Raw genomic sequence first — 13,015 nt, 5'->3', positions numbered from 1 at the left:
GGGGCCTCCACGATGGGTGGACGGGGAACTAACGCACGTTAAGGGGCTCCGCTGACCGTCGTCCATCCCCCACCGGTCGGTTTCGTGAACTCTCCGGTCAGCGTCCGGCGTCGAGGCGGTGCACCAGCTCGGCCACGTCGACGCTGTATTCACACCACTCGCGGTCCGCACGGTAGCCCAACTCGGCGTTGACCTTGAGCATGGCCTCGTTGGCCTGTGCGTTCCAGGTCTGCACCTCGGTCAGCCTCGGCTCCGCCGAGCGCAGCTCCAGCAGCATCCGCGCCTTGATCGCCCGGTCGATGCCGTAGCCCCGGTGGTCCTGCACGACGATGGTGTCGTACTGGTCGGCGCGGGTGGGGTGCTGGGCGGGCACCACCACCTCGGTCAGGCCGGCCACCTCCCCGGTCTGCTCGTGGAGGGCGAGCACGATGTAGGGCTTCATGCCCCGCCGGTGCAGGCAGTCCAGGCTGTCCCGCAGCCGCTGTGGGTCGTACGAGCTGGGGCGCAGCTCGCCGTCGTCGACGTCGCGCACCTCCGCCTTGGCCCGGGCGTACGCGTCGATCAGGTCGTCGGGCGGCCCGCCGGGGCAGAACTCCAGGTGGTAGCCCGCGCCGATGCCGGTGGCCATCTCGGACAGCTCGACCCAGTCCACCGCGGACAGGTCGAGCACGCTTCGGGTCTCGACGTATTCCTTCGAGAAGCCGAGCGACTCGTAGAAGGCGACAGCCGGCGTGTCGCCGACCACCTCGACCCCGATCGACTGGAAGCCCTCCTGGTAGGCCCGCCGAGCGGCCACCAGGACCAGGTCACGGCCGAGCCCGCCGCGCCGCCGGGAGGGGTGCACCAGCACCTCCAGCACGCCGATGTCGCCGAGCAGGAGCACGTTCACCTGGCCGAGGATCGGTCCCGGTGCTCCGCCGGCGGCCGGCTCCGCCTGGGCCACCCAGGAGATCCGCCGCTCGCCGGGCATCACCTCGGAGAGGTATTCCCGCAGGGAACTCTCCCGCCACGGTGGATCCCGCGGCAGGTCGACCGCCAGGACCGCGTTGAGCGTGTCCAGCAGCGACGCGATCTCGGCGGACGACGCGGTCCTGGGGTCCCACTCGCGCACCATCACCTGTCTAGCTTGCCGCTAACCGCTGCCCGGGGGAAGTGTCCGGTTCTCCAATGTATGCGGACGATCACTTCACGTGCGGCTGGCCTGTCCGTACCGGTTGGCGGTGTCGAAGACGTCCTGGGCGTACTGGCGGACGTCGTTGTACGACAGGATCGCGTTCCACCAGTCGGCCGGGATGGTGAGGTTCCGGCTGCCCTTGCAGAGGTAGTTGCCGGCGGCGAGCGCGGCGTCGTCCAGGTCGTGCGGGTCCTTGACGCCGTCGTTGTCGGCGTCAGCCCCGATCTCCTGCCACGTGGTGGGGATGAACTGCATCGGCCCGATCGCACGGTCGAAGGTGGTGTCCTTGTCCAGCCGGCCGCCGTCGGTGTCGGGGATGCGCATCCGGTTGCCCTGCCCGTCCAGCGGCAGGCCGATGATCTCGGGCAGCGCCTTGCCGTCCTGCCCGAGCCGGGCGTTGTTGGCCTGGCCGTGCCCGGACTCGACGAAACCGATGGCCGCCAGCGTGGTCCAGCTCAGGCCGCAACTGCGGTTGGTCTGGGCGAGCACCAGTTCGGCGTAGCCGTATGCCTGCATGGCCACCGGCGAGATGCCGACCTTCGGCCCGACCTGCGCGGCCCAGCCGGCGAGGGCGTCCGACGGCCGGCCGGTGGTCACCCCGCCGACGGCCGGGCCGGTCGGCACCGTGCCGAGCGGCGGCACCGTCTGGGTGGGCAGCGGCAGCCCGTTGGGCAGCGGCTCCTGCGGGCCGGCCGTCGGCGCGACGGAGGCGGCGTCGGCGACCGGACGGGGCGCGCGGACCGTCGCGGGCACCAGCAGCGCGCCCGCCGCGGCGGTCGCCGCGACCAGGGCGAGCAGGAACACCCCGGGCAGGGTGAGCCGCCCGCTGGGGCGCCGCGACCAGTCCCGGGTCGCCCGGACCGCGGCTGCCGCCGCCTGGCGAGGCGGCGGCAGGCGTACGGCGTGCGCGAACGGCACCCGGCGCCGCCGGGCTCGCGCGGCCGGCCCGTTGGTGAGCACGTCCACCTTCGTCGCCGCGAGGTCGCTCTTCTCCGCCGACGTCGCCACGGCCGAGCCGCCCCCGGCGCCGCTCCCCGAGTCGCCGGGCTTGGTGTCGGCGGTCGACGTGCCGCCGGGCTTGGTGTCGGCGGTCGACGTGCCGCCGGGCTTGGTGTCGGCAGCCGGCGTGCCGCCGGGCTTGGTGTCGGCGGCGGACGTGCCGCCGGGCTTGGTGTCGGCGGTCGACGTGTCGGCGGCGGCACCGGGCTTCGCGGCGGCCGGCGGCTCGGTGTCGGCGCTCGGCTTCCCGGCGGCGGCCGGCGCCGCCCCGGCCGACGGGGCGGACGGTGCGGACGGTGCGGACGGTGCGGCGGGGGTGGCCGACGGCCCGGTCGGCGTCGGAGCGGGCTCGGCGGGTGCCGTCGTCGGGGTGTCGGCACCGGTGGGGGCCTCGGACCTCAGCCAGGGGCGGCGGGGCCGGGGCAGGCGCGCTGACGACCCCGGTGCGACCCCGGAGCCGGCGGGTGGCCCGTCGGGCGGCACGGCCGGTCGCAGGGGCCGATGGGTCGATCTGTCCTCGCCGTCCACCACAAGTTGAGTATCACCCATGTCTCCTCGGGCGTCAGGCCCGGCCGTACCCTGGAGTCATGCCCCGGTACGAGTTCCGTTGCCGCGCCTGCGGCGACACCTTCGAGGTCAACCGTCCGATGTCGCAGGCCGGCGAGCCGGCGCCCTGCCCGTGGGGACACACGGACACCGTCAAGCTCCTCTCCACCGTCTCGGTCACCGGTCGGGGTGGCGGCGCGGCCGGCGGCGTGGCCGCTCCGGCCGGTGGTGGTGGCTGCTGCGGCGGTGGCTGCGGCTGCTGAGTGGTGGCCACGGCTGCTGACTCGTCGGCCTCCGCCCGCCCGTCGGCCGACTCCGTTCGTCCGCGCCGGGGCCGCCGGGCCCCTTGAGTCCGAGCCCGGCCGGCCGTTCTCACGATGCGTGACGATCCAGTATCAGGCAGCATGAGTCCGACGTCACGGGGGAGGTCCCACGCATGTCGCCACGGATCCACCTCCCCAGCGGGTGGGTGACCTTCGTCTTCACCGACATCGAGGGCTCGACGCGGCTGGCCCAGCTCCTCGGGCCGGACTACCGGCCGGTGCTGCGGGAGCACCGCCGCCTGCTGCGCCGGACGATCGCCGCCACCGAGGGCGCGGAGCTGTTGACCGAGGGGGACTCGTTCTTCCTCGCGTTCGGCGACGCGACCGCCGGGCTGACCGCCTGCCTCACCGCGCAGCGGGCGCTGGCCAGCCACCAGTGGCCGACCGCCGAGGCCGTGCCCCGGGTCCGGATGGGGCTGCACACCGGCTGGGCCGAGCCGCGCGACGGCGAGTACGTCAGCCCGGAGGTGCACCGGGCGGCCCGGGTGGCCGCCGCCGCGCACGGCGGGCAGGTGCTCTGCTCGGCGTCGACGGCGCGGCACGCCGACCCGCTGCCGGCCGGCGCGTCCCTGCTCGACCTGGGCCTGCACCGGCTGCGCGGCTTCGACGACCGGGAACGGCTCTTCCAACTGGTCGCCCCGGGCATCGAGCGGCAGTTCCCGCGGCCGCGTACGGCCGACGCGGTCGCGCACAACCTGCCCACCCAGGTGACCTCGTTCGTGGGCCGGCAGGCCGAACGCGTCGAGCTGCGCCGGCTGGTGGAGGCGCACCGGCTGGTCACCGTGCTCGGGGCGGGTGGGGCGGGCAAGACCCGGCTCGCCGTGGAGCTGGGCACCGACCTGGTGGAGTCGTACCCGGACGGCGTCTGGTTCGTCGACATCGCCGCGGTGACCGACCCGGGCCTGGTGGCGTTCGCGGTCGCCGCCGTGCTCGGCCTGCGTCCCGAGCCCGGCCGCCCGATGGTCGAGACCCTGGTGGAGTACGCTGCCGCGCGCCGGATGCTGGTCGTCCTGGACACCTGCGACGCCCAGCCGGCCGCCTCGGCCGAGATGATCTCGCGGCTGCTCGCCGGCGGGGTGGGCGTGCGGGTGCTCGCCACCAGCCGGGAGTCGTTCGGCCTGCCCGGCGAGGTGGTCTGGCGGATCCCGCCGCTGTCGGTCGACCCGCCGGCGGACGGCGCGGAGAGCGACGCGGTCGCGCTGCTGCTGGACCGGACGGCGGCGGCCCGGGGTGGCCGGCAGCCGGACCCGGCCGAGTCGGCCGACCTGCGCCGGGTCGTGCGGCGGTTGGACGGGCTGCCGCTCGCCATCGAGCTGGCCGCCGCCCGGCTGCGGGTGCTCTCGGTCGGCCAGCTCGCCGAGCGCCTCGACGACGTGCTCGGCACGCTGGACGCGGGCCGGGAGAACCCGGAGCCGCCCCCGGTGGAGCGGGCGTGGACGGGCAACCAGCAGGACACGGTGGACCTGGTCGCTGCGGCCGTCGGGGTGCCGCCGCCCACCCCGGCGACCCGGGCGGTGCAGCGGTCCGCCACCGAACGGCACCTCACCATGCAGGCCACGGTCACCTGGTCGTACCGGACGCTGGGGCCGCGCGCCGCCCGGTTGCTGCGCTGGCTGGCGGTCTTCGCCGGCCCGGTGGACCTGTCGACGGTGGAGTGGCTGCTCGGCGCCGACCCGCTCGACCCGCTCTCCGTGCTGGTCGACAAGTCGATGGTGCTGGCCGAGCCGCACGCCTCGGGCAGCACCTACCGGATGCTCGACCCGATCCGGGCGTACGCGGCCCGGCGGCTGGCGGAGGCGGGGGAGGAGCGGGCCGCCCGGGACCGGCACGTCGCCTGGTCGGCGCACGCGCTGGAGCGGGCGCACCTCGGCCCGGACGGGCAGCCGGTCACGCTGTCGCTCTACGCCCTCGACCCCCTCGCCGGCGAGCTGCGCGCCGCGCTGCGCTGGTGCGCTACCGGCGGCAGCGCCCGGGCGGGGCTGCGGCTGGCCGGGGGCCTGGACCAGTGGTGGCGGGAGCGGGGCCTGGCCCGGGAGGGGCGGCTCTGGCTGTTCCGGCTGTACGGACGGATCGCCGAGACCGGGGAGCGGATCCCGGAGGCCGAGCTGGCGGCGGCGTACCACATGCACTCGCTGCACGCCGGCGCGGACGGCGAGTTCGCCGAGGAGCTGCGGTTCTCCCAGCGGGCGGAGGCGGCGGCCCGGCAGGCCGGCGACACGGGTCTGCTCGCCCGGGTCCTCGCCGGGCGGGCGGCCCCGCTGGTCGACATGGGACAGTTCGCGGAGGCCGAGCGGGTCTGCCGGGAGGTCATCGACTGGGCGCACGACCAGGAGGTGGTCGGCGACGCGCTGCTCGCCGTGTTCAGCCTGGCCGAGCTGCTCTGGCGGCGGGGCGCCCTGGACGAGGCCGCCGAGCTGTTGGGTGCGGCCCGCCCGGTCGAGGCGGCCCGCCCGGTCGAGCGGGGGCGGCGCTCGGTCGACATGCTGCTCGGGATGGTGGCCCTGGCCCGCGGCGACCTGGTCGCCGCGCACGAGCACCTCCAGGTGGCGCTCCGGTCCCGGATGAGCCACGGCTTCCACGGCCGGGCCTGTGACACGCTCAACGCGGTCGCGGTGCGCTGCGCGGCCGGGGGCGACGGGTCGACGGCCGCCCGCCTCTTCGGCGCGGCGGGGGCGACCCGGGCGAGCATGCGGTGCACGCCGGGCATCTACGGGGCGTACTGGGCGCAGCGGCAGGGGGAGCTGCGCCGGGCGCTGGGCGACGCGGTCTTCGACGCCGCGTACGGGGAGGGGACCGAGTTGGGGCTGGAGGAGGCGGCGGCGCTGGCGCTCGGCGTGGAGCATCCGGACCTGGCGGCGGATTCGACGAGGTTCGGCGCGGATCGGGCCCGCCCGGCTCCCCGTCGCCCCGTCACACCCGACCGCCACACCGAGCACGCCTGACCGACGGTTCGGTCGGGCGCGGCGTCGACCGGGAGTCCCGTCCCGCCCGGGGAGGCGGGACGGGTCCCCCGGCCGACCCGCCTCAGCGGAGGGCGGCGCGGCGCTCGGCGTCGGCCTTCATCCGGGCGGCGCGGTCGATGTCGGCCTGCTGCACGGCGGCGACGGAGCCGAAGGCGCTGACGGCCTGGTAGTACGTCCAGGCGAGGCTGTAGCAGGCCGGCCGGACGATGGTGTTGTACGTGGCGCAGACCCGCTTCAGGTCCTCGTAGAAGGCGCTGTCCAGGCGGGACTTGTTGGCCGAGAACTGGCCCATCGCCTTGTAGTTGCGGTAGCCGAAGTCGTGCCGGTAGCAGGAGAGGGTGAAGTTGAAGCCGAGCGGGTTGTCCGGGCTGGACGAGCAGTAGTCGGTCGACCAGTCGAAGGCGTACTCGGCCCAGGCGGCCTTGTTCAGCCGGGCGGAGTTCCAGGCGTTGTAGCTGGTGGCGCTGGTCTGGGTCCAGCTCGACAGGACGGACAGCTTCTGCGTGGGCGTGACGGCGGCGGCGGGGGAGGCGACGCCGAGCAGGACGAGCAGCGCGAGCGCGCCCGAGGCGAGCAGGGTGGTGAGGCGTCTGGGCACGGTTACCTCCGCGGGGGTGGCGGGTGGGACGGGGTTACCGGCGGGTCACCGGATGTCGATCAGTTTCGATCAATGAGGGTTCCCGGAGGTGTCGTGTCCGCCGACAATTGGTGACAGACGCCGAAACAGACGAATGCCCCGGACGCCAGGGGCGCCCGGGGCATTCGGTGGGACGTCAGCGGACGAACGCCGGCGGGCTGGCCGGGCTCTCGTTCGCCAGCCGGTCGAGCGCGGTCACGTAGTACGTGTACCGCTTGCCCGCCTCGGCGGTGGTGTCCACCCAGGACTGCGTCCCGGTGCCGTCGGCGCGGACCGTGTCGACCAGGTGCGCCGCGTCGGCGAAGTCGCACCGGTCGGCCAGGTCGACCCCGTCGAAGCGGTAGATCGCGTACGACGTGGCGGTGCCGAGCGGGCCCTCGCCGTCGGCCGGCTGGAGCCAGTTCAGCCGGACCCCGTCGTCCTGCCGCGCGGCCTTCGTGACCACCGGCATGAGCAGCGGCTTCGACGGCAGGTGCGACATGGTCGGGATCAGCGCCGGCCGCGAGTAGTGCTCGGCGGCGTAGATGTCGGTCGCGCCGAGCCGGTTGGCCCGGACCTGCACGGCCGAGAAGTGGACGTTGCCCAGCACCTCGGGGTGCGCCCGGTTGAGCGTCAGGTGGTCGGACAGCTCGCGCGGGTTCATCCAGAAGGAGCCGTAGACCGGGTCACCGCTCTTGTAGTCGGCCTGCCCGATGTAGAGCTGCACCCGGGTGCCCTTGACCACGTCCGCCCACCACGGCACCAGCCGGGCGTAGTCGGCGGCCGGGTACTGGCCGATGTACCAGTAGAGCTGCGGCACGATGTAGTCGATCCACTCCTCCTTGACCCACTTGCGGGTGTCGGCGGAGATGATGTCGTACGACTGGCTGCCGGTGGTGTCCGAGCCCAGCGGGTCGGCCGACTGGTTGCGCCAGATGCCGAACGGGCTGACGCCGAACTTCACCCAGGACTTCTCGGCCTTGATCTTGGCGTTCATCTCCTGGATCAGCAGGTTGATGTTGTCCCGCCGCCAGTCGGCCTTGTTGGTGAAGCCCCGGTTGTGCGCCGCGAAGGTCGCGTCGTCGGGCACCTGGTGGGTGCCGCTCGGGTAGGGGTAGAAGTAGTCGTCGAAGTGCACGCCGTCGACGTCGTACCGCTTGACGGCGTCCATCATCGCGGTCTGGACGAACTCGCGGACCTCCGGGATGCCGGGGTTGTAGTAGAGCCGGCTGCCGGCCACCCCGGCCGGCGGGTAGGCGAAGGTCCACTCCGGGTGCTCCCGCGCCGGGTGGTTCGGCGCGAGCTTGCTGATGTCCGCGCCGGCGCCGCCCGGGGCCGGCATCGAGATGCGGTAGGGGTTGAACCAGGCGTGGAACTCCAGGTTCCGCTTGTGCGCCTCCTCGACCACGAACTTCAGCGGGTCCCAGCCCGGGTTCTCGCCGCGGACCCCGGTCAGGTACTCCGACCAGGGCTCGTACGGCGACGGCCAGAACGCGTCGGCGGTCGGCCGGATCTGGACGACCACCGCGTTGTGGTTGAGCCGCTCGGCGAGGTCCAGCAGCTCGCGGTACTCGGCCTGCTGGGTGGCGATGCGGTCGGGCGAGGTCTGGGACGCCTTGGTCGGCCAGTCGATGTTGACGACCGAGGAGATCCACATGGCCCGGAACTGCCGCTTCGGCGTGGCCGGGTCGGTGGCGCAGGTGGTGGTGGAGGCGGTGGTCGCCGCGTCGGGCGTAGCGCTCGCGGGGGTGGCGGCGACGAGCGCGCCGAGCAGTGCGGCGGCCAGCCCGGCGGCTCCGAGCCGAGTTGCCTTCATGCGGTGTGTCCCTTCGTTGGGGCTCCCGTGTCAGGGGTCGATCGCGGCGCTGTCGGCAAGATTCGCCGTCGGCAAACTGCCGCTTGGTAGGAAATTTTCACACCTCGTGGGTCCGGCGCAAGGGTCTGCGCGGGTTCGATCCGTCCGTCCGGTCCGGCTCCGCCGTGTGGCCGGGCTCACCGCGCGCACGGTGACGACCCGCGCACGCCAGGTTGCGGGGGGTGGGGTTCCGGGGAGCCCGGCCCGCTCCGGGCGGTCAGGCTTGATCCCTGCGCGGGCCGGGCTCCCCGGAACCCCTTGGTGGTCGCCCTCCGTCGCCGACCGCGCGGTTCAGGGCTTCGGTTGGGGTCCCGCAGTCGGTCCCTTGACGACGGGCTTGCCGTCTTCCCAGACGACCTCGTCGAGCCAGATCTGGCGGCCCGGGTCGACCGTGCCCTCCTGACCGGGCGGCCAGGCGTGGTAGAGCAGCCAGGTGCGGCCGTCCACCACCACCATCGAGGCGTGCCCCGGCCCGGAGGCCACCCCGTTGGTCGCCAGGATCGGATTCTCCGGGGCCTTCACGCAGGGGCCGGTCGGCGACTCGCAGACCGCGTAGCCCTCGGCGTACTCGGCGCGGTCGTAGGCGTTGGCGGCGAAGAAGAGGAACAGCTTTCCGTCGTGCCGGTGGAGGAACGGCCCCTCGACCAGGTTGCCCTCCCACGGCTCGGTCTGCTTCAGCAGCTTCGCCGGCTCGCCGACCAGGCGCAGCCCGTCGTCGGAGAGGCGCTGCGACCAGATCCAGGTGTCCACCCCGACGGCGTTGCCGTCGTTCTTCCACAGCAGCCACAGGCTGCCGTCGGCGTCCCGGAACGGGCTGGCGTCGATCGCCCCGCCCAGCTCCGCCTGGCAGATCAGCGGGGCGGCCGAGTCGTCCCGGTACGGCCCCTGCGGGGCGCTCGCCACCGCACGGCCGACGCACTGCCGCCCGGACTCGCGCCCGGCGACCGTGTAGTAGAGCAGGAACCGGTCCGGGGCCAGCTCGATCGCCTCGGGTGCCCAGTTCTTCCCGGGCTCCGCCCACGTGGGCAGCTCCGGCAGCGCGTCCCCGGCCGGCGTCCAGTCGACCAGGTCGGGGGAGGTGAGCACCGGGACGTTGCGGCCGGCGGCGTTGGTGTGGAAGAGGTACCAGGTGTCGCCCACCCTGATCGCCTGCGGATCCGGGGCGTCGGTGCGTACGACCGGGTTGGTGAACATGCGCGCGTCGGTCTCCCTGCTCGTGGGTCTCGGATCGTCCCCGCCCCCGCAGCCGGCGGCGAGCAGCGCGGCGGCGAGCACCGCCGCCGCGCCGCGCCGCCGGATCGTCCCGGCCGTCATCCCTTCAGGCCGCTGCGGGAGACGCCCTGGATGATGTGCCGCTGGGCGAGGACGAAGAGGACCAACACCGGCAGGCTGGCCAGCATCGCCCCGGCCATGAGCACCGGGTAGTCGGTGTTGTAGGCCCCCTGGAGCAGGCCCAGCCCCGGCGGCAGGGTGAGCATCTCCGGGCTGAACAGCACGAAGATCGGCCACAGGAAGTCGTTCCAGTTGGTCAGGAACGACAACACGGCCAGGGTGGCCAGCGCCGGCCTGGACAGCGGCAGCACCACCTTCCAGAAGATCTGCCACTGGTTGGCGCCGTCCAGCACCGCGGCCTCCTCCAGCTCCCGGGGCAGGCTGAGGAAGAACTGCCGCAGGAAGAACACCCCGAACGCGCTCGCCGCCCCCGGGACGACCACGACGGCCAGGGTGTCGATCCAGTTCAGCTCGTCGACGATCAGGAAGTTCGGGATGATCAGCGAGGTCGGCGGGATGAACAGCGTCCCGACGATCAGCGCGAAGAGCACCTTGCGGCCGCGGAACCGCATTCGGGCCAGGGCGTACGCGGCCATCGAGGCGGTCGCCAGCACCAGCAGCGCGTGCAGCGTGGCGGCCAGCATGCTGTTCGCGAACCAGCGCAGCACGGGGTTCGCGGAGTTGTCGAGGACCTGCTCGTAGCCGTACCCGGAGATCGGGTCCGGCAGCCAGGTCGGCGGGATCTGCTGGGCCCCGGTGTAGGTCTTCAGCGAGGTGATGACCATCCACGCCAGCGGCGTCAGGAAGACCAGGGCGAGCGCCACCAGGGTGGCGTAGAGCGCCGCCCGGCGCAGCCCGGTGGCCGGTGCGCGGCCGGCCGTCGGGGTGCTGCCGCGGGTCGGCGCGGGGGCGCGCCCGGTGCGCGTGGGCGTCGTCATGGCGGTCCCCTCAGTCTTCGCGGTAGCGGAAGAGGCGGAAGTTGGCGATGCTCACCACCGCCAGCATCAGGGCGAACACGATGCTCATCGCGGCGGCGCGGCCGGCGTCGTTGTCCCGCAGCCCCTCCTCGACGATGAACCAGACCACGGTGCGGGTCTCCGTGCCCGGCGCGCCCTGGGTGATCAGGAACGACTGGCCGAACACGTTCGCCGAGGCGAGCACGGTCGTGGTGATCACGAACAGCAGCACCGGGCGCAGCCCGGGGAGCGTGACGTGCCGGAACCGTTCCCAGGCGCTCGCGCCGTCGACCTTCGCCGCCTCGTACAGCTCCGGCGGGATGTCCTGGAGCCCGGCCAGGTAGATCACGGCGTTGAAGCCGGAGGTCCACCAGACGGTCACCCCGACCAGCGAGACCCAGGCCCACGGCACGTCGGTCACCCACGGGGTGTCGGCCGGCAGCCCGACCATCCCGGCGAGCCGGTTGACCAGGCCGAGGTTGGCGTCGAGCAGGAACCGCCAGAGCAGGCCGATCACCGCCACGCCCAGCACGTACGGCGCGAAGTAGACCGCCCGGAAGAAGGTCCGGCCGGGGAACGAGCGGTTCAGCAGCAGCGCCAGCCCGAGCGGGACGACCACCAGCAGCGGCACCGACAGGACGGTGAAGATCGCGGTCGCCCGTACGCTCTGCCACCAGTCGCCGTAGACGGCCGAGTCGTCGGAGAACAGCTCCCCGTAGTTGTCCAACCCGACGAAGGGCCGGTTGGGGAGCTGGAAGTCCCACTGGTGCACGCTGAGCCAGAGGCCGAGCACGATCGGCAGCAGGCCGAAGACCCCGAACAGGACCAGGTACGGGGCGAGGAAGAGGTACGGCGTCAACCGCCCCGTCCGGCCCGCCGCGGCGCCCCGGCGGGCGGTGCCGGCCGCCGGGGGCGGCGCGCCGTCGCGCGCCGCCCCGACCTCGATCACGTCCGCCACGGGAGATCAGCTCCCGTACTTCTTGCGGTTGTCCTCGAGCTGCTTGTTGGCCTTGGCCGCGCCGTCGTCCAGCGCCTGCTTGGGCGACTTCTTGCCCAGCGCCGCCTCGTTGAACGAGTTGTAGAAGGTGGTCATGACCTCGCCGAGGCCCGGGGCCGCCGGCGGGAAGGCCGCGTACTCCAGCTCGGGAGCGAGCGCGTTGACCTCGGTCAGGGCCTTGAACTCGGCGCTGTCCCGGACCGTCTTGCGGGCCGGCACCTGGCCGCCCTTGGCCCAGTCCAGGGAGTGCTGGCTGAGCCAGTTGATGAAGACCTTCGCCGCCGAGACCTTGTTGGCGTCGTTGGCCCGCTGCTTGACGATGGTGAAGTTGTGCGAGTTGGCCCAGGCCGCCAGCGTGCTGCCGATCTGCGGCAGGGGCGCGACGCCCCACTGGATCTCCGGGCTCTTCTTCAGGTCGTTGACCTGCCAGATGCCGTTCCAGTTGAAGGCGTTCTTCCCGCTCTTGAACGCCAGGTAGTCGGCGTCCTGGCCGACGTTCGCGGGGGAGTGGCCCTGCTTGATCAGGTCGACCAGCCAGGTGCACGCCTCGACGGCCTGGTCGGAGTTGAAGGTGGCCTTGGTGGCCTCGGCGTCGAACACGCTGCCGCCCCACTGGTGCAGCAGCGAGTAGAAGGTCATGCCGCCGGTGAACTGGAACGGGCTGACCCAGAACCCCTGCACGCCGGACTTCTTCAGCTCGGTCAGCGCGGCGGTGTACTCGTCCTTCGTCGTCGGCGGCTTGTTCGGGTCCAGACCCGCCTTCTGCATGACGCCCTTGTTGTAGTAGAAGCCGAGCGGGTGCATGTCCAGCGGGATGCCGTACCGCTTGTCGTTGTAGAGCCCGCCCTTCCAGACGGTGGGGGCGAAGTCGCCCTCGCTCAGCTCCAGCGCCTTGGCGACGTCGTCCAGCTCGGTGATCACGCCCCGGGCGGCGAAGGTGGCGAGCTGGTCCACGTGCATGACCGCGATGTCCGGGCCGCTGCCGCTGGAGGCGGCGCCGGGCAGCTTGGCGTAGTAGTCCACCCACTCGTACGTCGCGATCGTGACGGCGATGTTCTGGTGCTCGGTGTTGAACTGGTTCACCAGCGCCTTGAAGATGTCGCCGTCACCGCCGGTGAACCCGTTCCACAGCTTCAGGTCCACCTTCGGGCCGGTGTAGTCCTTGCCGCCGTTGCCGGCCGCCGGCCCCGAGCTGTCGTCGTCGCCGCCGCAGCCGGCCAGGGTCAGCGAGGCGGCGGCGCCGAGCCCGAGGCCGAGGCCGAGCAGGCGCCGCCGGCTCATCTCGTTCTGCATCATGCGGGTTTCACTCCTTGG

The 13,015-nt window shown here is 73.0% G+C and carries 10 protein-coding genes; 2 read left to right on the top strand and 8 right to left on the bottom strand.

Annotated elements, in window-relative coordinates:
- Positions 1-97: 97 nt before the first annotated feature.
- A complete protein-coding gene (locus ACZ6Q9_RS18365; RefSeq protein WP_393457474.1) occupies positions 98-1,114 on the bottom strand; it encodes a GNAT family N-acetyltransferase in 1,017 nt (338 codons plus the stop codon).
- A 72-nt stretch (positions 1,115-1,186) separates the two neighbouring features.
- Positions 1,187-2,722: a lytic transglycosylase domain-containing protein gene (locus ACZ6Q9_RS18360; protein WP_396829080.1), complete on the bottom strand. Its 1,536-nt coding sequence runs from the start codon at positions 2,720-2,722 to the stop codon at positions 1,187-1,189.
- A gap of 38 nt (positions 2,723-2,760) precedes the next feature.
- Here ACZ6Q9_RS18360 and ACZ6Q9_RS18355 point away from each other — a divergent pair, with 38 nt between their 5' ends.
- A complete protein-coding gene (locus ACZ6Q9_RS18355) occupies positions 2,761-2,982 on the top strand; it encodes an FmdB family zinc ribbon protein (protein WP_393264827.1) in 222 nt (73 codons plus the stop codon).
- A 173-nt stretch (positions 2,983-3,155) separates the two neighbouring features.
- Positions 3,156-5,984, top strand: coding sequence for an ATP-binding protein (locus tag ACZ6Q9_RS18350; protein WP_396829079.1), 2,829 nt, complete (start codon positions 3,156-3,158; stop codon positions 5,982-5,984).
- An 82-nt stretch (positions 5,985-6,066) separates the two neighbouring features.
- Here the strand turns inward: ACZ6Q9_RS18350 and ACZ6Q9_RS18345 are convergent, their stop codons facing one another.
- From ACZ6Q9_RS18345 to ACZ6Q9_RS18320, 6 genes are all read right to left on the bottom strand, one after another.
- Positions 6,067-6,603 carry a phospholipase gene (locus tag ACZ6Q9_RS18345; protein ID WP_393303077.1) on the bottom strand — a complete coding sequence of 179 codons (537 nt, stop codon included), beginning with the start codon at positions 6,601-6,603 and terminating at the stop codon, positions 6,067-6,069.
- Between the two features lie 175 nt (positions 6,604-6,778).
- A complete protein-coding gene (locus ACZ6Q9_RS18340) occupies positions 6,779-8,437 on the bottom strand; it encodes a glycoside hydrolase family 10 protein (RefSeq protein WP_396829078.1) in 1,659 nt (552 codons plus the stop codon).
- A gap of 330 nt (positions 8,438-8,767) precedes the next feature.
- On the bottom strand, positions 8,768-9,790 hold the full coding sequence (locus tag ACZ6Q9_RS18335; RefSeq protein ID WP_396829077.1) for a glycoside hydrolase family 43 protein: 1,023 nt from the start codon (positions 9,788-9,790) through the stop codon (positions 8,768-8,770).
- Complete coding sequence (locus ACZ6Q9_RS18330; protein ID WP_396829076.1) at positions 9,787-10,686, bottom strand: carbohydrate ABC transporter permease; 900 nt, start codon at positions 10,684-10,686, stop codon at positions 9,787-9,789. The genes ACZ6Q9_RS18335 and ACZ6Q9_RS18330 overlap by 4 nt, the downstream gene beginning before the upstream one ends.
- A gap of 10 nt (positions 10,687-10,696) precedes the next feature.
- Positions 10,697-11,662, bottom strand: a complete 966-nt coding sequence (locus ACZ6Q9_RS18325) for a carbohydrate ABC transporter permease (protein ID WP_396829075.1) — start codon at positions 11,660-11,662, stop codon at positions 10,697-10,699.
- A gap of 6 nt (positions 11,663-11,668) precedes the next feature.
- The gene (locus ACZ6Q9_RS18320) at positions 11,669-12,997 is read right to left on the bottom strand and encodes an ABC transporter substrate-binding protein (protein ID WP_396829074.1); all 1,329 of its coding nucleotides are present in this window, start codon (positions 12,995-12,997) and stop codon (positions 11,669-11,671) included.
- Between the last annotated feature and the right edge of the window lie 18 nt (positions 12,998-13,015).

Source organism: Micromonospora sp. NPDC049139, from assembly GCF_055586845.1.
Note: the sequence above shows the minus strand (reverse complement) of the source record. Positions and strands in the feature narration are given on the sequence as shown.